Below are 17,846 nucleotides of genomic sequence, written 5' to 3' on the forward strand. Positions count from 1 at the left end.
CCGGGTCTCATCCGGGCGTCGTCCGCCACCGGGACCACCGGCGCTCCAGGGCGACCAGCGCGCCGTTGAGCGTCACCCCCAGCAACGCGATGGACAGGATGCCCGCGTACATGTCGTGGATCTGGAAGTTGAGCTGCGAGGAGTTGATCAGGTAACCCAGGCCCGACTGCGCGCCCACCATCTCGGCGGCCACCAGCACCAGGATCGACGCCGCCCCGGCCATCCGGATCCCGGTGAAGACCGACGGCACCGCGGCGGGCAGGACCACCTTCCGGAACAGGGCGAGCGGGCCGAAGCCGAGCGACACCGCCGCCTTGACCAGCAGCGGGTCCACCGTCCGCACCCCGGTCACCGTGCTGAGCAGGATCGGGAACGTGCAGGCGAACACGACCAGCGCCACCTTGGACGCCTCACCGATCCCCAGGATCAGCACGAACACCGGGAGCAGGGCCAGCGCGGCCGTGTTGCGGAACAGTTCCAGGAGCGGCAGCAGGAGGTCGGACACCGGCCGGTACCAGGCGATCAACAGGCCCAGCGGCACCGCGACCGCCACAGCGACGACGAACCCGGCCAGCGCGCGGGACAGGCTCGCGGAGACGTGCGCCCACAGCTGGCCGCCGACGGCCAGGTCGGCGGTGGCCACGAGGACCTCCGAGAGCGGGGGCAGGAACACCCGGTCGACCAGGCCCACACGCGGCGCGGTCTCCCAGAGGAGGAGGAACGCGAGGATCGCGGCCGAACGCCTGAACCACAGCCAGCCGACCGCCAACAGAGGACGCGCGGTCCCGTGCGCGGTCGGGTCGTCGGTGGGAACCGTGGGAGCGGGGGTGCGGGTGAGGGTGTCAGCCACGGTCGGCCTCCGACGGGACGGGTGCGAACTCGGACCTCCGGGCCAGCGCCACCTCGTCGTGGAGCTCCTGCCAGACCCGGTTCCGGTACCGGGCGAAGGCCGGGTCCGAACGCGGGTCCCGGCTGGCGTCCCGGTCCAGGTCGACGTCGATCACGCTCTTGATCCGCCCCGGCCGTGACGTCATCACGGCCACCCGCTGCCCCAGGTAGACGGCCTCGTCTATCCCGTGCGTGATGAACAGGACGGTCTTGCCGGTGCGCAGCCAGATGGCCCGGAGCTCGTCCTGGAGTGACTCGCGGGTCTGGGCGTCCAGCGCCGCGAACGGCTCGTCCATCAGCAGCACCTCGGGGTCGAACGCGAGGCTGCGGGCGATCGCCACCCGCTGTCGCATTCCGCCGGAGAGTTCGTGCGGGTAGCGGTCCGCGAACCCCTCGAGGCCCACCAGCGCCAGGTACTCGCGGGCGCGAGCGGCCCGCAGACGCCGGGGCAGCCCCTTGGCCTCCAGACCGAACGCCACGTTGTCCAGGGCCGTGCGCCAGGGCAGCAGCGCGTACTGCTGGAACACCAGGCCCCGGTCGAGCCCCGGCCCCTCCACGGGGCGGCCGTCGAGCAGGATGCGCCCGCCGGTCGGCCTCGCGAGCCCGCCCAACAGGTCCAGCAGGGTGGACTTGCCGCAGCCGCTGGGACCGACCAGGGTGAGGAACTCGCCCGCCCCGACGTCCAGGGTGACGTCGTCGAGAGCGGTCAGGGGTGGTCCCGGCCGCCCTCGGGAATCGCGCACGGGGAAGGTCTGCCGGACCCCGTCCAGCCGCAGCCTGGGGTGCTCGCTCATGCGTCCTCGCTCTCGGTGGGACCGCCCACGGGCTGCCCGTCGGGGCCCGACCCCTCGGGGAAGGTGCCGTTGTGGAACGGGTTGAACTCGTTGGTGTAGAGATCCGAGGCCTCGACCGAACCCCCGGGCAGCTCTCCGTTGCGGTCCAGCCACTCCAGCCAGATCGCGAACTCCTCCTCCGCGACAACCCCGCCGGTCCCGGCCACACCGCTGCTCCTCCAGTACCGGATGACCTCGGAGGTCTCGTTGCGGCCGCGCCCCTCGACGATGGCCGCGAACCGGTCCACCACCTCCTCGCGCGGCGTGACCTGTGACCAGCGGATGGCCCGGGCGACCCCGCTGACCAGGGAGAGGGTCGCGTCGGGGTGCTCCTCGACGAACTCGTCACGCAGGACCAGGGACCCGTAGCTGAAGGTCCCGTACAGGGCCTCGTCGGTGAAGAGGGGGCGGATGCCGCCGCGCTCCACGGCGGTCTCGCGCAGGATGCCCCCGAGCGTGGCGGCGTGCACCTGGCCCGCGCGCAGGGACTGCTCGGTGTTGGCGGGCGGAACGACGGTGAGCTCCACCCGGGCGATCTCGTCCGGGCCCAGTCCCTCCCGTGCCAGCCACTCGCGGACCACGAACTCGTGGTGGGCGCCCAGAGTGTTCATCGCGACCTTCCGGCCGACGAGGTCCCTGGCCCCCGTGATCTCGCTGTCCTCCAGCACGTAGTAGCCGTTGAACGACTCCTCGTCGGACCCGTAGTAGGAGATGACCGAGGTGATCGGGGACCCGGCGGCGACCAGCTTGGCGATCGCCCCGTTGAAGGCGCCGCCGATGTCGGTGTCGCCAGTGGCCACGGCCTGGATGTCCTGGGGGCCGCTGGTGGTGTCACCGATCCACTCCAGTTCGATGCCGTCCAGGTAGCCGAGGTCCGCGGCCAACTCGGGGAAGACCACCGAACCGGCGGTCCCCTGGTAACGCACGAGGGTCGCGTCCGGGTCTCCGGCGGAACGCTCCGAGGTGCCGCAGGCGGCCGCGAGGGGCAGGACGGCCCCCGCCGAGGCGGTGTAGCGCAGGATGTCGCGTCGTGAGTGCATGTGTGGGCTCCGGAGGACGGCGGGTCGCGTGTGCCGCGACCCGCCGTCGTCGAGGGGGTGTGCTGCGGTGGGGCGGGCCCGCCAGGGCCCGGGGTCAGATCGCCGGGGTGTACTCGCTGGAGTCGCCCACCAGGGAACGGCTGGGGGTGCCGTCGACGCCCTTCGGGACGTCGCCGCCCACGGTGATCCGGTGCAGGCGGCGCGCCTGGTCGTCGTAGTCGGCCACCGCGTAGTGCTGGGTGGCGCGGTTGTCCCACACCGCCACGTCGCCCGCGCGCCAGCTCCACCGCACGGTGTTCTCCGGGCGGGTGACCCGCTGTTGGAGGAGGTCGAAGAGGGCGGTGAAGTCCCGACTGCTCAGCCCGGAGAAGTGCTGGGCGAAGTGGCCGAGGAAGAGCGCCCGCTCGCCGGTCTCCGGGTGGACGCGCACCACGGGGTGCTCGGTCCGGTAGAGCGTGGAGACGAACTGCTCGCGGTACTTCCTCAGCTCGCCGCTCACCTCGGTCCTGGGGGTGGAGGCCGCGTAGTCGTAGTCGTTGGTGTGGACCGCGCGCAGGCCGTCCGCGAGCGCCCTCAGGGGTACGGGGAGGTCCTGGTAGGCCGTGACGGTGTTGGCCCAGGTGGTGTCACCGCCGTACGGGGGCAGGTGGATCGCGCGCAGCACGCTGGCCTGCGGGGGGCGGTCGACGAAGGTGACGTCGGTGTGCCAGCTGTTGGCCTTGCCGCGCTCGGAGTCGATCGGCAGGACGTGGTGCTCCTGCCCGAACACGCCGCCGGTGGTGGGGTGCGGGGTGGTGAGCGGGCCGAGCAGCGAGGCGAACCCGGCCTGCGTCTCGTCGGTCAGGTGGTGCTGGTCGCGGAAGAAGATCACCTTGTGCGCGAGCAGGGTCTCGCGGATCCGCGCGACGGTGGCCTCGTCGAGGCCGGGACCGATCTCCACGCCGGAGATCTCGGCCCCGATCCGTCCGGCGACGCGGCGGACGGTCAGGTCCGTGGTGGTGGTCACGTTGGTGCTCCGTTCTGGCAGCGGGTGCGCGGCGGTCACCTCACGCGTTCGGTCGCGGTCCGTTCGCGGCGGGTGACTTGAAGGTAGGGCCGACGCGCGAACAAAGTCAACTAAATCAGTAGGAAAACCATGAATAGCCAGATGGGGAGGTCACGGAGGTGGATCCGGGGTTCAGACTCCGTTCACACCGGTCACCGAACCGTCACACCGGTCACCGTGTCGGACGCTCCGCTACGGTCGTCACACCCCCACACCCCAAGGAGAGGGACACCGATGAGCGACGACCGGACCCAGGCCTTCAGCGGGCTCTCCGGGAACTACCAGGCCTTCCGCCCCGACTACCCGGCGCCGATCCTCGATCTCCTGGCCGACCACCTCAAGGCCGGAGCCACCGACGCCTGGCCCAGCCCCTGGCTCCTGCTCGACGTCGGCGCGGGGACCGGCATCTCCACCCGCGCCCTACGCGCCCTCCTCGGCCCGGGGCCCCGGGTGGTCGGTGTGGAGCCCGGCCGCGACATGATCCGGACCGCCGAGGCGGAGGGTGGCGGGGTCGAGTACGTGCGGGCCGCCGCCGAGGACGTCCCCTTCCCGGACGCCTCCGCCGTACTCGTCCTGGCCGCCCAGGCCGTGCACTGGTTCGACCGCCCCGCCTTCTTCGCGGAGTCCGCCCGGCTGCTCGCTCCCGGCGGCACCCTCGCGGTGCTCAACAACAACCGCGACCTCACCGGCAGCGCGTTCGTGGACGACCACGAGGGTCTGCTGGAGCGGTACAGCCCCGGGTACGACCGGCACTACCGCCAGTACGACCTGGTGCGGGAGCTGTCCGAGGTCCGGGGGCTCACCGGGGCGACCGAACACTCGCACCGCTGGACGCGGGTGCTCACCACCGACGAGTACCTGGGGATGGCGCTGTCCTCCAGCAGGATGGCCGCCGTCGTCGGCGAGCTCGGGGCGGAGCGCACCCGCGCCGAGATCACGGCCGTGGCCGAGCGCCACTTCCCCGACGGCCGGGTCGAGATGCCCTACACGACGCAGCTGGTGGTGGCCCGCCGCGTGTGAACCGGGGTTTTGCGGGATCGCTCCCTCCCGCTGGCCTTGGCCAGAGACGCCCCGGGGAACGCTCCCGCAGATCGGGCCCGCCGACGGCGGGCCGGGCGACGACGACGGGGGGAACCAGCACCCATGGCGCAGCTGATCGTACTCGGGGTGGCCGACCGCGACACCGCCGAGAAGGCGCTCGACATCGCCTCGGACCTGAACAAGCAGGAGCTCCTCCAGCTGGAGGACGCCGCCTACGCCTACAAGGACGGCAAGGGCCGTCCCCGCATCCACCAGACCGTCAACCTCACCGGCTACGGCGCGGCGGGCGGTGCCCTGTGGGGCACGCTCATCGGCCTGCTCTTCCTCAACCCGCTCCTCGGCCTGGCGGTCGGCGCGGGCGCCGGTGCCATCGCGGGCAGGCTCAGCGACGTCGGGATCGACGACGACATGATCAGGGACATCGGGGCCGAGCTCCAGCAGGACCGGGCCGCCGTCTTCCTGCTCGCCACGGACGCCACCATCGACCGCGTCGTCGACGCCTTCCGACAGCTGGACCCCACGGTCATCCAGACCAACCTGTCCAAGGACAACGAGCGGGAGCTCGTCGAAGCCCTCCAGAGCCAGTAGGTACCAGGTCGGCCGGGCCCGGAGCCCCGAGCCCTCTCACACCGCCGGTGCGGGTCGCCCGCACCGGCGGCCGCACGGGTGCACCCGCCCGGACGAACCCCGTCCGTACGACGAGGAGCAGCGATGACCGGTCACGGACCCGAGCACTCCGACGACTTCGCCAACGCCGAGCGCGGCCTGGTCGCCCGGCTCGAACCCGGCCAGATCAGGGACGCGAACGGCCGCGTGGTGTGGGACGCCGACGCCTACGGCTTCCTCGACGCGGAGTGCCCGGACACCGCCAACCCGAGCCTGTGGCGCCAGTCCCAGCTGTGCGCCAAGCAGGGACTGTTCGAGGTCACCGAAGGGATCTACCAGGTCAGAGGCCTGGACCTGTCCAACATGACCCTCGTGGAGGGAGACCAGGGCGTCCTGGTCATCGACCCCCTCATCTCCGCCGAACCGGCGCGCGCCGGTCTGGAGCTGTACCGGGAGCACCGGGGGAACCGGCCGGTCAGCGGGGTCGTCTACTCGCACTCGCACGTGGACCACTTCGGCGGGGTCGGCGGGGTCACCGACGGCACCGTGCCCATCCTCGCCCCGGCCGGGTTCCTGGAGAACGCGGTGGCGGAGAACGTGCACGCCGGGCCCGCCATGGCCCGCCGCAGCCTCTACCACACCGGTTCCCACCTGGAGATCGGACCACGGGGACAGATCGGGGTGGGGCTCGGTCAGACCCGGTCGGTCGGCACGGTCACCCTCATCGCGCCCAACCGGGAGATCACCCGCACCGGCCAGGAGGAGGTCGTGGACGGGGTGCGGATCGTCTTCCAGATGACGCCCGGGACCGAGGCGCCCACGGAGATGAACTTCTACTTCCCCGACCACCGTGCCCTGTGCATGGCGGAGAACGTCACCCACAACCTGCACAACATCCTCACCCTGCGCGGAGCCCCCGTGCGGGACGCCCGGGTGTGGTCGCGCTACCTGGACGAGTCGGTGGAGCTCTTCGCGCACGAGTCGGACGTCCTGTTCGCCTCCCACCACTGGCCGACCTGGGGCACCGAGAAGCTGGTGGACCTCCTGAGCCAGCAGCGGGACCTCTACGCCTACCTGCACGACCAGACGCTGCGCCTGATGAACCGGGGGTACGTCGGCGCGGAGATCGCGGAGCACCTGCGGATGCCGCCCGGCCTGGAACGGGAGTGGCACACCCGGGGCTACTACGGGTCGGTCAGCCACAACGTGAAGGCGATCTACCAGCGCTACATGGGCTGGTTCGACGGTAACCCCGCCCATCTGTGGGAACACCCGCCGGAGGAGGCGGCACGGCGCTACGTGGACTGCATGGGCGGTGTGGACGAGGTGGTGCTCCGGGCGGACGAGTACCGGGACCGGGGCGACCTGAGGTTCGCCGCCACGCTGCTCAACCACGCGGTGTTCGCGGACCCGGAACACGGCCGGGCGCGGGCAGCCCTGGCCGGGGTGTACGAGCGGCTGGGGTTCGGCTCGGAGAACGGCACCTGGCGCAACTTCTACCTCCAGGGCGCGGCCGAGCTGCGGCGGGGCAAACCGGAACTCCCGTCGAACCTGGGCACGGGGATGGCGGCCGCGCTGTCGGTGGACCAGCTCTTCGAGTCGGTGGCGATCCGGGTCAACGGCCCCAGGGCGTGGGACGAGCAGTTCGTGATCGACTGGGTGTTCACGGACCTCGACACCACGTTCCGGACCACGCTCTCCAACGGAGCGCTCACCACCAGGGAGAAGCCGCGCCGGGGGGAGCCGGGCCTCACCGTGACCCTGAACAAGTTCCGCCTGCTGCGGTTGCTCGCGGGGAAGGGGACCGAGGGCATGGCCTTCGCGGGGGACGGGGAGCTGCTGGACCGGCTGCTCGCCCTGCTGGACCGGCCCGACCCGTCCTTCGACATCGTGACTCCCTGACCGCGCCCCCGCCGCGGTGCCGGGAAACGGTCAGTTCCGGGAGCGTAGACGGCGGAGCATACGGGCGTCCTGGAACCCGACGGCCCGGGCGGCGGCCTCCGCCGTCGCTCCCGCGTCCAGCAGGAGTTCGGCCCGTTCCAACCGCAGGCGCTGCTGGTACCTCAGCGGGGTCAGCCCGGTGGCCGCGCCGAACGCCCGGGTGAGGGTGCGTTCGCTGACCCCGAGTGAGGTGGCCAGCGCGGACAGGGGAAGTGGTTCGGCGAACCTGGCGTCGATGGTGTCCTGCGCCCGGTGCACGAGGTCCACGGGGTGGTTCCGGAACCGCAGCACCACGCTGGCCTGGGGTTCGTCCCCGTTACGGCGGGCGTAGACCACCATCTCCCGGGCCACGGCGGCCGCCACGGACGGCCCGTGCCAACGGGTGACCATGTGCAGGGCGAGATCGATGCCGCTGGCGATCCCGGCAGAGGTCACCACCCGGTCGTCGGACACGTACAGCACGTCCGGGACGACGCGGGCGCGCGGGTGGCGCCGGGCGAGCCCTTCCTGGAGGGAGTGGTGCGTGGTGCACCGGCGCCCGTCCAGCAGACCGGCCTCCGCGAGCACGAAGGCTCCCGAACAGACGCTCGCCACCGTGCCGCCGCGGGCGTGGTGGGAGGTCAGCGCCTCGATCTGCTCGGGTGTGGCGCGCGGCGGGGGACCGGAGGTCCGCCATCCGGGGACGAGCACCAGGTCGTCCGGCCCGAGCGCGGGCCAGACGACCTCGGCCCGCAACCCGACCCCCTGCGCGGTGGGGACGTCGGGTCGCGCGGCGACGTGGTGGAGCGCCACCGGGCGGTCCGGCCCGGCCAACGTGGAGAACACCTGCGCCGGACCGGCCAGGTCCAGCAGGTGCAGCCCGGGCAGCAGGAGGAAGACGATCGTACGCACGATCCGGTCAGCCTAGCCGAGGCCGTCGGCCAGGATCTCCTCCACCGTGCGCACCCGGGCGAAGCGGTCGGCCAGCGCGTACACGGTGCGGGTGACGATGTCGTGGGGGAGCAGGGTCGCGGGGTCGTCGAGGACCTCCCGCAGCGAACGTCCGGGAGCGGACCCCGGGGCCGCGATGGGCTCCGTGGCGGTGGCGTCCACCGCGAAGGTCATGGTGAACCCCAGCTCCGACCCCATGCGGGTGGTGGTCTCACAGCACTGCTCGGTGCGCACGCCGCAGACGGTGAGCTCCCGTACGCCCCACGCGGTGAGCAGGTCCTCCAGGTCGGTGCCGGTGAAGGCGCTGTGCGCGGTCTTGGTCAGCAGGGTCTCGCCGCTCGCCGGGGCCAGCCCGGGCATCGGCTCCACCAGTCCGCGCTCGGGATCGAACACGGTGCCGGTCCCGGGCTCGGTGTGCAGGACCCACACGACCCGGTCGCCCCGGCCCCGGAAGTGGTCGACCAGTCGGCCGATCCGCGAGGCGACCTCGGGATCGGAGGAGGCGCTCCAGCTCTCACGCTGGAGGAAGGACCGTTGAGCGTCGACGACCAGCAGCGCGGCGCCGGTGGCGGTGTGCGTGTTCATACCCGAACCCTCGCAGCCGCGCGGGCACGGGACCAGACACGATCCCGCGCGACACCGGACTGATCCGGTCACCGTGCCCTTCGGGCGGGGTCCTGTGCGACCCCGCCACCCTTGGAACGGTCACGGTGGTACCCGGACCCGGTTCAGACCAGTCTCTTCTTGAAGCCGATGTGGCTGGGCTCGTACCCCAGCCGCTGGTAGAAGCGGTGGGCGTCCTGACGCTTGGCGTCCGAGGTCAGCTGCAACATCACGCAACCGCGCCCCTGGGCCTCGCGTTCGGCCCACTCCAGCAGGGTGGAGCCCAGACCGCCGCCGCGTTCGTCGGCGTGCACCCGGACCGCCTCGATCTGGGCGCGGGTGGCCCCCTGCCGGGAGAGCCCCGGGACCACGGTGAGCTGGAGCGTGCCGACGACCCGGCCGTTGCGGCGGGCGACCGCCAGGTACTGGTGCGGGTCGGCGTCGATGACCTCGAAGGCCTCGGTGTAGCGGGACAGGTCGTCGGGCGTCTCCCGGCGGGCGCCCAGGGGGTCGTCAGCCAACAGGGCGACGATCGCCTCCACGTCGGTCTTCAGCGCGCGTTCGATGGTGATCATGCGCCCAACCTAGCGACCCCCCTCTGAGCGGCCCGGAGGCTTGAACCGGTTCCCCCCGGTTGGGCGTGGACTCTCCCGATCCGGAACATGGGTCAATTACTGTTGACCCATGGACACCGAACACCTCAGCGCCCTGGCCCGCGCCATGGACGGCGGCGACCCCCTGGAAGGACTGGACGCCGTGGTGCGGCTGAGGGGCGAGGCCGAGCGCGTCGAAGCGGTCCTCGTGCGGCGCGCGAGGAACGAGGGCGCCACCTGGGCCCGGATCGCGGAGTCGCTCGGGGTGTCCAAGCAGGCCATCCACAAGAAGTACGGCGGCCGGGGCCTGCTGCGCGACCAGAAGTAGGTCAGCGCAGCGCGGCCACGAACCGCACCATGCGCTCCTCGAAGCCCTCCGCCTCCCCGAACCACACGGCGACGGAGTCCGCGCCCGCCACGGCCAGCTCACGGAACCGCGCCACCGCCCGAGCGAACTCCTCCTCGCCCCCGGTCCACGCCATCCGCACCCCGGTGCCCACCGGGCGACGGGTGAGCTCGCCCAGCCGAGCGCGGGCGGCGCGGAAGACCTCCGGGTCCGGGTCCACGCCCTGCCACTCGTCGGCCCACGCGGCCGCGCGGCGGAGCGCGGGTTCCGAGCCCCCGCCGACCATCACGCGCACCCGGCGGCGCGGTCGCGGCGCGAACACCCCGTGTTCGTACTCGTGGAAACGGCCGTGGAAGGCCCCTTCCCCCTCGAACAGGTGCCGCAGCAGCGCCAGCGCCTCGTCCGCGCGGGCGCCCCGGGTGGCGAAGTCCGACCCCACCGCCGCGAACTCCTCGCGGGACCAGCCCACGCCCACTCCGAGCGTGAACCGGCCCCCCGACACCTCGTCCAGGGTCGCCACCTGTTTGGCCAGTACGAAGGGGTCGCGCATCGGCAGCACCAGGACGGACGTGCCCAGCCGGACCCGTTCCGTGCGGGCCGCCAGGTACGCGAGGGTGACCAGGGGTTCGTACACGCCCCCGAACGTGGCGCCGTAGGGCGCGGGCGGGAGGAGGTGGTCCGGCAACCACACGGTGTGGGCACCCAGTTCCTCGGCGCGCACGCCCAGGTCGACGACGGTCCTCGCGGGGGTTCGGGGCGATTCGTTGGGCAGGACCACCTGGAGGCGGGGTCGGGTCGGCTCGCTCATGCGGCGACCGTATCCCGCCCGGTCCTCCCGAGTCCGGCGCTTCGGGAACCGCCTTCCAGGACGATCGTGTCCCGCTCTCAGACCGTCCCGTGGGGAAGGGTCAGTCCGGCCACCAGCGCGCGGTGCGGGGTCCCCGGAACGTCCAGGATCTCCAGCTCGTCCACGGACACCCGGTCATCCACCAGCACGTGGTCGATCGCGGCCTTGGGCAGGGGAGCGCCCACCGGCCAGGTGCCGGTCAGACCCTGGCCCAGGTGGGCGGCGGCGTCGACGTACCCGAGATCGAGGACGCGCCGCGTCTCGGCGTGGTCGAGGGTGGCGTTGAAGTCGCCCGCCAGGACGCGCAGGGTGTCGTCCGAGGTGGCCGGCAGCCCGCGCAGCCCGTCCTGCCAGGCCGCCATCGTGGAGGGACGGCGCGGGGGCATCGGGTGCACGGACACGACCTCCACGGGCCGGGAGGCGCCCGGGACGCTCAGACCGGCGCGTGGCATGGCCAGGGAACCGATGTCGTGCCCCACGTCCCCGAGGTCCGTCAGGGGGTGCGCCGAGTGCACCGTACCTCCGGCCGCGGCGGGGGCGGAGTGGTCCACCGTGTACGGCAGCAGGTCACCCAGCCCGGCCGCGTCCAGCCCCTCGGCCAGCTCCGGCGTCACCTCCTGGAGGGCCAGGAGCTCGACCCCGTGCTCGCGGACCAGGTGGACGACGGTGTCCGGTCGCGTGTGCCCGAAGTGCACGTTGAGCGTGAGCAACCGCAGGTTCGGTCCCTCCTGGGCCGTGGAGCCGCCGTCGAGGGCCCTCGGCAGGATCGCCGTCGCCAGCAGGACCCCGGCCAGGGCGAGGGCCGCCGCCGACCACCAGCGGCGCAGCAGGGCGGCGCCCAGCAGGGCGACGGGCGCCGCGCAGAGCACCAGTGGGGCGTAGGCGAGCAGCGGGACGAGGGGGAAGCCGCGCTCCAGCCCCAGGGTGCGCACCAGCGCGTAGACGAGGAATCCGACCGCGACGAGGGCGACCAGGAGGGTCACCGCGCGGTGAGGGCCGGGACCCGTCGGACGGGGACGGGGTTGGGCGTGCATGGGGGATTCGGCTCCGCTCGCCGGGGACGGGTGACGCGGGGTGTGACGGCGCCGGGGCTCCGGTGGTTCCCGGGCCCTGCGACAGGCACGCCGACACGTGCGGTCCCGATTGGCCGCCGCGCGGCGCGCGGGTCTACCCTCGGGGTCGCGCGGGCGGCCGGACCAGGCCCCACCTGCGCGGGGTCCGCTCGTGGCGCCGCCCCGAGCCGCGACCCGCACCCACCGTCGAAAGGCATCCCTTGCAGTACGTCACGCTGAACAACGGCCTCACCATGCCGCAGCTCGGGTTCGGGGTCTGGCAGGTCCCCGACGACGAGGCCCACCGGTCCGTCTCGACCGCCATCGAGGCCGGGTACCGCAGCATCGACACCGCCCGGATCTACGACAACGAGAAGGGCACCGGCCGCGCCATCGCCGAATCCGGTGTGGCCCGCGAGGACATCTTCCTCACCACGAAGCTGTGGAACGACGACCAGGGCCACGACAACGCCCTGCGGGCCTTCGACGCCAGCCTGGAGCGCCTGGGCACCGACTACGTCGACCTGTACCTGATCCACTGGCCCACCCCGGCGCGCGACACCTACGTCGAGACGTGGAAGGCGCTGGAGCGTATCCACGGCGAGGGCCGCGCCAAGGCGATCGGCGTGTCCAACTTCACGGCCGCGACCCTGGAGCGTCTCGTGGGCGAGGCCGACGTGGTGCCCGTGATCAACCAGATCGAGCTGCACCCCTACTTCTCCCAGTCCGGGATGCGCGCGGCCAACGCGGCCCACGGCCTGCTGACCGAGGCCTGGAGCCCCCTGGGGCAGGGGAAGGGGCTCCTGGAGGACCCCGTCCTGGTCGAGCTCGGTGCCCGCCACGGCAAGTCCGCCGCGCAGGTCGTCCTGCGCTGGCACCTCCAGCTCGGCAACGTCGTCATCCCCAAGTCCGTGACCCCGGCGCGCATCCGTGAGAACTTCGACGTGTTCGACTTCGAGCTGACCGCCGAGGACATGGACCGGATCGGCTCGCTCGACCGCGACGGCCGGATCGGCCCGGACCCCGCCGGGGTCAACTAGGTCCACTGACGGGGTCACCGGGTCCACGGGCTAGCCCCGGACCGGCCGTGTTCCTGGTCACGGTCACCGTCGCCCGGCCCGTCGAGCCCCGCTCGGCGGGCCGCGGACATCCCATCTCCCCCTGACCTCGTCATGGGATGAGAGGTCGGATCCCAGGGGTGGTCATCGGATCCCGAACGCCCGGAACCACACCGGGTCCGCGCCAAACTTCACACGGTCGAATGTCCACTTTCGGACGAGATGCGCAACCCCTGTACCAGGGCAAACACACACAACTCGTGACACATCGGTGAGGGTAGGAGTCCGTTGTGCGCGGCTGGTCGGCGACACCACACCGGGTGCTCCCCTTCCGGAGTGGCGGGGGGCCGAACAGAGGCGTACAGTCCTCTCTGGTGCGCCGGGAAAGTTCACGCGGCGGACACCACATCTCTCTCTACGCGAAACCAGATCCATGACCGTCGTCCCCCTGCGCACAGCGCGCGTGTACCGCTCCGTCACCGCCGAGCGGTCAGTGCACGCCTGGTGCCACAAAGCCCTGAGCCAGTGGCCCGAACTCGGACCCCTTCCGCCCATGGAGACCCGGCTTGGCCCCACACAGGCCTTCCGCGCCTCGGGCGGGAACGGAACCCCGGTCCTGGTCCTGTCTGGCACCAACTTCAACGCCGCCACCACGGTTCCCGCCGCCCGCGCGCTCGCCGCGGACCGGCCGGTCCTGCTGGTCGACCTTCCGGGACAGCCGGGTCTGAGCTGCAACCAGCGGACCGCGGGGGCCCGGATCGAGGCCTACGGTGGGTGGCTCGACGAACTGCTGCCCCAGATCACGGACGGCCCCGTCATCGTGCTGGGCCACTCCAGGGGCGCCGCGATCGCGCTGTCCTCGACCCCGAGCCCGCTCGTGGCGGGGATGCTCCTGCTCAACCCGGCCGGGCTGACCGCGGCGGGCGTCAGCTCGGAGTCGATGCGCGCCACTCTGCCGTGGATGATCCACCCCAACGAGCAGACCAGCACCCGGTTGATCGAGTTCCTCAGCGGTCCGTCCACGGACACCGGCTGCGAGGAGCACCGCTCCGAGGCCGAGTGGCTGACGCTGGTGGCCCGCCACTGCCGCACCCACTCCACACCGACCCCGCTGCACGCGGAGTCCTTCCTGGCCTGGTCCGGTATCCCGGTCCGGGTGGCCACGGGGTCGCACGACCCGTTCTTCTCGCCCGCGCGCCTGCACGGACCCGCCCGCCGGTTCCTGAACACCGACGTGCGGACCATCGAGGGCGCGGGTCACCTGTCCCTGTACGAGCAGCCGGAGAGGGTCGCGGAGCTCCTGCGCGAGTTCGACGCCTGACCGGAACCGGCGCCGACGACGTCGAGGCGCCACTGGTGGCGGCCGTACGACCGCCACCAGCCCGTGTTCAGTCCCGGCCCAGTGCCCGCCTGAGCTCGGGCGCCGACGTGAACACGTGCCCCTGGAGGCCCAGCTTCCCGGCGGCCTCGACGTTGGTCCGGTTGTCGTCCACGAACAACACCTCACCGGCGGGTGTCCCCATGCGCTCCAGACACCACCGGTAGGCCCCGGCCTCGGGTTTGGCGTGGCCGATCCGGCAGGAGAGTCCCCGGGTCGGGAACAGGTCCAGCACGGAGGAGTGTCTCTCCTCGAAGCGCGCGGCCAGCTCCGGGGGGATGTTCGAGAGCAGACCGAGCGGCACGCCCGCCTCGGAGAGCTCCGTCACCAGCGCCACCGAGTCCTCGTTCAGTCGCGACCAGCTGTCCAGGTCCAGCGCGACCAGCCGTTCGATCCGCTCCGGCTCGAAGGACTCACCGAGCAGGCCTCCCACGGCGCGCCAGTAGGCGGGCCCGTCCAGGTCGCCCCGGTCGTAGTCCTGGCGCGGGGCCCAGTACGCGGCCCAGAAGGTGTCGTGGTCGTGGCCGGAGTACTCCACCATCGTGGCGCGGACCGTCGGTGACTGGTCCATGGCGACCACACCAAACATGTCGAACAGCACTGCTTCCACGAGGCACTCCCAGGGTCGAACGTGCGGGGGGTCGGTTCGGAGGCCCTCCTTCCCTCACAGGCCCCGGACGAACCGCCCTCCACTCAGGTCCCGGGGAGCGTCGGGAGCGCGGTCCGGAGGTTGATGCCGACCCCGGTTCGATGTCATTTATTGGCTTTTTTGGTGATACATGAGCCGATGAAGTTTTGTCAGCTTTTGTCGACCGTTTTCAGAGGGCTTTCTCAGAGTGGTGGTTCTTTGTCCCGTGAGGGCCGGTTTCGCTGTCAGAATGTGGGCATGTGACGGAAGAGAAGACGTCTTCCCTTTGCGCCTCTCTGCCCGAGGCCGACTGGTTGGGGAAAGGATGGGGCCCCGCTGGTCGAACCAGCCCGAACCACCAGAAAGCAGCCGGTATGTTCGAAAAACTGGCACGGAAGCTGGGTCTGGAGACGAACCCGGCGATCTTCTTCGTCTCGGCGTCGCTGACCGTGTTGTTCGTGGTGTGCGCGATCACCTTCACTGACCAGGTGGATCTGGTATTCGGTGCCACCTCCGAGTGGATCCTGTCGCACCTGGGGTGGCTCTACATCCTCGGTGTGACCACTTTTCTCATTTTTCTCATTTGGATCGCTTCCAGCCGTTTTGGCAACATTCGTCTGGGTCCGCCGGACAGCAGGCCGGACTACAGCAACCTCACGTGGTTCTGCATGCTGTTCGCGGCGGGAATCGGAAGCATCCTCATGTTCTGGGGCGTGGCCGAGCCCATCAGCCACTACGCCAATCCCCCCCAGGGCAACGCCGAGCCCGAGACGATCGAGGCCGCGCAACAGGCGATGGGCTTCACGCTCTACCACTTCGGCCTGCACACCTGGACGATCTTCTGCCTGCCCGCCCTGGCCTTCGCCTACTTCGTGTACCGCAAGGGCCTGCCGTTCCGGGTGAGCTCGATCTTCCACCCGTTCCTCGGTGACCGCGTCAACGGGCCGTTCGGCCGGATCATCGACATCTTCGCGGTCCTGGGCACCCTCTTCGGTGTCGCCGTCACCATCGGCCTGGGCACCATGCAGATCAACAGCGGGCTCAACACGCTGTTCGGTGTCGAGGAGAGCCGCGTCAACCAGCTGATCCTCATCGCCGTGGTCACCTGCGTCGCCGTGATCTCCGTGGCCTCGGGCCTCGACGTGGGCATCAAGTGGCTCTCCCAGATCAACATCATCATCGCGGTCGCGCTGCTGGTGTTCGTGTTCGCCGCCGGGTCCTCCCTCTACCTGGCCAAGGGCGTCATCGAGACCACCGGTGTGTACGCGCAGTGGCTCATACCGCTCTCGTTCTGGAACGACACCTTCGGCAACACGGGCTGGCAGGGCACGTGGACGGTCTTCTACTGGGCCTGGACCATCACGTGGTCGCCGTTCGTCGGCATCTTCATCGCCCGCATCTCCCGGGGCCGCACCATCCGCGAGTTCGTCCTGGGCGTGCTGGGGCTGCCCACGGCCTTCAGCATCGTGTGGTTCAGCGTGTTCGGCCTGTCGGCTTTCGACATCGAGATGAACCGGGGCGGCGGTCTGGTGGAGGAGGTCGTCGGCCAGGGGGACATCCCCGGAGCGCTGTTCGCCTTCCTCACGCACTACCCGTGGACGACCTTCGTCTCGGCCATGTGCATCGTCATCGTGATCATCTTCTTCACCACCTCGTCGGACTCCGCGTCCCTGGTGGTGGACATGCTCTGTTCGGGGACGGAGGAGTCCCCGACCCGCCAGCGCGTGTTCTGGGGCATCACCGAGGGGGTGGTGGCCGCGACCGTCCTCACGGCCTCCGGAGTCGGTGGGTTGGACGCGCTCCAACAGACGATCATCGTGTTCGGGCTGCCGTTCTTCGTCATCGGCTTCTTCATGATGTTCTCCCTGGTTCGGGCGCTCCAGGCCGAGACGGCGGAGAGCTCCGGTGTCCAGCGTGGCCGCCGCACACCGCTGTCCGCCCGGTCACGCAGACTCCGCCGTCAGCACAGGCGGAGCCGTGGACCGTCGCCCGGCGGGAACGGCGGTAGAGGCAACGGCAACGGCAATGGGTACGGCAACGGAAACGGGAAGCGGGGCGACGACGCACTGGAGCCCTGACCGCCGCCGCGTGTCACCCCCGGGGCACGGGCCAGAAGAAGTCGTCGACTCCGAAGTGCAGGGAGAGCAGCCCGGGGTCGACGCGGTCCCGACCGTAGGCGTCCAGGAAACGGTCCGCGTCCGCCTGACCGAAGTGCGGGTTCAGATGGCTGAGCAGGCTCCCCACCATCGAGGCCAGGTCACGGTGCGGGTCGGAGACCCCTGCCTGGCCGAGATCCACGAGCCCCCACCCGAGGTCGCCGGTGAAGAGGACGTTCGGCAGGCAGAAGTCCCCGTGGGTCACCACCTCCGGCAGGGGACCGGCCCGCTCCACCCGCAGCTCCACCTCCGCCAGGGCTCGGGCCGGGTCGGTGCCCTCGTAGCGGCTGCCCTGCCAGGAGCGCCGGACCAGGCCCGCGGCCACCCGCTTCCGGGCCCGCTCCAGGTTCTCCGCCAGCCCCTCGCGGATCACCACTCCGCCGACCTGCGACGCGTGGATCGTACGGGCCGCCTCGGCCAGCGACTCGACCAGCCCGGGGTGTGTCCGTGCCACGTCGGGATCGTGGGCCGGGGTACCGGGCAGGTGGCTGGAGACCATCCACCGCGAGGGGCCCTCCCGTGACTCGAACTCCAGGACACGCGGGGTCCCCAGCCCGAACCGAGCCATCCAGGCCGTCCGGACGATCTCGTCGTCGAGCTTTTCGGCCAGGTCAGGGCGGTCGTCCGGGACCCCCTTGAAGACCGCGACCGGACGGCCGGTGTCGTCACACAGGCGGAACACCCGGGCCCCGGACAGACCCACGCGTACCTCCACCGGGTGCAGGGCACGCAGGGCGGGGTCGTCGAAACGGGGCAGCTCCATGTCCGCAGCCTAGGTACCGGAACCCGTGGGGGCCACCGGTTATCCACAGTCGGCGGAAAGGGTGAGCGCGCCCCGGCCCGGTCCGGCCATGATGGGAA

18 protein-coding genes are annotated in these 17,846 nt (G+C 71.2%); 7 read left to right on the forward strand and 11 right to left on the reverse strand.

Features of this window, described 5'->3' with window-relative positions:
• Positions 1–7 precede the first annotated feature (7 nt).
• The 4 genes from ACFW3L_RS20915 to ACFW3L_RS20930 form a co-directional block, all read right to left on the reverse strand.
• Entirely contained in the window at positions 8–850 is an 843-nt protein-coding gene (locus ACFW3L_RS20915) for an ABC transporter permease (protein ID WP_378742978.1), read from the reverse strand.
• On the reverse strand, positions 843–1,682 hold the full coding sequence (locus ACFW3L_RS20920; protein ID WP_378742980.1) for an ABC transporter ATP-binding protein: 840 nt from the start codon (positions 1,680–1,682) through the stop codon (positions 843–845). Before ACFW3L_RS20920 ends, ACFW3L_RS20915 begins: the two co-directional genes overlap by 8 nt.
• Positions 1,679–2,761: an ABC transporter substrate-binding protein gene (locus ACFW3L_RS20925; protein WP_378742982.1), complete on the reverse strand. Its 1,083-nt coding sequence runs from the start codon at positions 2,759–2,761 to the stop codon at positions 1,679–1,681. The genes ACFW3L_RS20920 and ACFW3L_RS20925 overlap by 4 nt, the downstream gene beginning before the upstream one ends.
• Before the next feature lie 94 nt (positions 2,762–2,855).
• The gene (locus tag ACFW3L_RS20930; RefSeq protein ID WP_378742984.1) at positions 2,856–3,767 is read right to left on the reverse strand and encodes a TauD/TfdA dioxygenase family protein; all 912 of its coding nucleotides are present in this window, start codon (positions 3,765–3,767) and stop codon (positions 2,856–2,858) included.
• A gap of 273 nt (positions 3,768–4,040) precedes the next feature.
• Here ACFW3L_RS20930 and ACFW3L_RS20935 point away from each other — a divergent pair, with 273 nt between their 5' ends.
• The 3 genes from ACFW3L_RS20935 to ACFW3L_RS20945 all read left to right on the forward strand — a co-directional run bounded on the left by ACFW3L_RS20935 (position 4,041) and on the right by ACFW3L_RS20945 (position 7,355).
• Positions 4,041–4,826, forward strand: a complete 786-nt coding sequence (locus ACFW3L_RS20935) for a class I SAM-dependent methyltransferase (RefSeq protein ID WP_378742986.1) — start codon at positions 4,041–4,043, stop codon at positions 4,824–4,826.
• A gap of 123 nt (positions 4,827–4,949) precedes the next feature.
• Positions 4,950–5,435, forward strand: a complete 486-nt coding sequence (locus ACFW3L_RS20940) for a DUF1269 domain-containing protein (RefSeq protein WP_378742988.1) — start codon at positions 4,950–4,952, stop codon at positions 5,433–5,435.
• A 123-nt stretch (positions 5,436–5,558) separates the two neighbouring features.
• Positions 5,559–7,355, forward strand: a complete 1,797-nt coding sequence (locus ACFW3L_RS20945) for an alkyl/aryl-sulfatase (RefSeq protein ID WP_378742990.1) — start codon at positions 5,559–5,561, stop codon at positions 7,353–7,355.
• A 30-nt stretch (positions 7,356–7,385) separates the two neighbouring features.
• Here the strand turns inward: ACFW3L_RS20945 and ACFW3L_RS20950 are convergent, their stop codons facing one another.
• The 3 genes from ACFW3L_RS20950 to ACFW3L_RS20960 all read right to left on the reverse strand — a co-directional run bounded on the left by ACFW3L_RS20950 (position 7,386) and on the right by ACFW3L_RS20960 (position 9,502).
• Positions 7,386–8,285: a GlxA family transcriptional regulator gene (locus ACFW3L_RS20950; protein WP_378742992.1), complete on the reverse strand. Its 900-nt coding sequence runs from the start codon at positions 8,283–8,285 to the stop codon at positions 7,386–7,388.
• A gap of 12 nt (positions 8,286–8,297) precedes the next feature.
• Complete coding sequence (locus tag ACFW3L_RS20955; RefSeq protein ID WP_378742994.1) at positions 8,298–8,909, reverse strand: isochorismatase family protein; 612 nt, start codon at positions 8,907–8,909, stop codon at positions 8,298–8,300.
• Positions 8,910–9,052: 143 nt separating this feature from the next.
• Entirely contained in the window at positions 9,053–9,502 is a 450-nt protein-coding gene (locus ACFW3L_RS20960; RefSeq protein WP_378742996.1) for a GNAT family N-acetyltransferase, read from the reverse strand.
• A gap of 109 nt (positions 9,503–9,611) precedes the next feature.
• Between ACFW3L_RS20960 and ACFW3L_RS20965 the strand changes: the two genes are divergently transcribed.
• Positions 9,612–9,848: a hypothetical protein gene (locus ACFW3L_RS20965; RefSeq protein WP_378742998.1), complete on the forward strand. Its 237-nt coding sequence runs from the start codon at positions 9,612–9,614 to the stop codon at positions 9,846–9,848.
• 1 nt (position 9,849) lies between these two features.
• On the opposite strand, the gene ACFW3L_RS20970 is transcribed toward ACFW3L_RS20965, so the two are convergent.
• Positions 9,850–10,674 (reverse strand): TIGR03619 family F420-dependent LLM class oxidoreductase, encoded by an 825-nt coding sequence (locus ACFW3L_RS20970; protein WP_378743000.1) that lies wholly within the window; start codon positions 10,672–10,674, stop codon positions 9,850–9,852.
• 77 nt (positions 10,675–10,751) lie between these two features.
• Positions 10,752–11,747, reverse strand: a complete 996-nt coding sequence (locus ACFW3L_RS20975) for an endonuclease/exonuclease/phosphatase family protein (protein WP_378743002.1) — start codon at positions 11,745–11,747, stop codon at positions 10,752–10,754.
• A 239-nt stretch (positions 11,748–11,986) separates the two neighbouring features.
• On the opposite strand from ACFW3L_RS20975, the gene ACFW3L_RS20980 reads away from it, so the two are divergent.
• On the forward strand, positions 11,987–12,805 hold the full coding sequence (locus ACFW3L_RS20980; RefSeq protein ID WP_378743004.1) for an aldo/keto reductase: 819 nt from the start codon (positions 11,987–11,989) through the stop codon (positions 12,803–12,805).
• Between the two features lie 451 nt (positions 12,806–13,256).
• A complete protein-coding gene (locus ACFW3L_RS20985; RefSeq protein ID WP_378743006.1) occupies positions 13,257–14,144 on the forward strand; it encodes an alpha/beta fold hydrolase in 888 nt (295 codons plus the stop codon).
• 67 nt (positions 14,145–14,211) lie between these two features.
• On the opposite strand, the gene ACFW3L_RS20990 is transcribed toward ACFW3L_RS20985, so the two are convergent.
• Positions 14,212–14,811, reverse strand: a complete 600-nt coding sequence (locus tag ACFW3L_RS20990; protein WP_378743008.1) for an HAD family hydrolase — start codon at positions 14,809–14,811, stop codon at positions 14,212–14,214.
• 392 nt (positions 14,812–15,203) lie between these two features.
• Between ACFW3L_RS20990 and ACFW3L_RS20995 the strand changes: the two genes are divergently transcribed.
• The gene (locus ACFW3L_RS20995) at positions 15,204–16,907 is read left to right on the forward strand and encodes a BCCT family transporter (protein WP_378743010.1); all 1,704 of its coding nucleotides are present in this window, start codon (positions 15,204–15,206) and stop codon (positions 16,905–16,907) included.
• Positions 16,908–16,920: 13 nt separating this feature from the next.
• On the opposite strand, the gene ACFW3L_RS21000 is transcribed toward ACFW3L_RS20995, so the two are convergent.
• Positions 16,921–17,748, reverse strand: a complete 828-nt coding sequence (locus ACFW3L_RS21000; protein ID WP_378743012.1) for a phosphotransferase — start codon at positions 17,746–17,748, stop codon at positions 16,921–16,923.
• Positions 17,749–17,846 lie beyond the last annotated feature (98 nt).

Source organism: Nocardiopsis sp. NPDC058789 (assembly GCF_042745575.1).
Taxonomy (GTDB): Bacteria; Actinomycetota; Actinomycetes; order Streptosporangiales; family Streptosporangiaceae; genus Nocardiopsis; species Nocardiopsis eucommiae.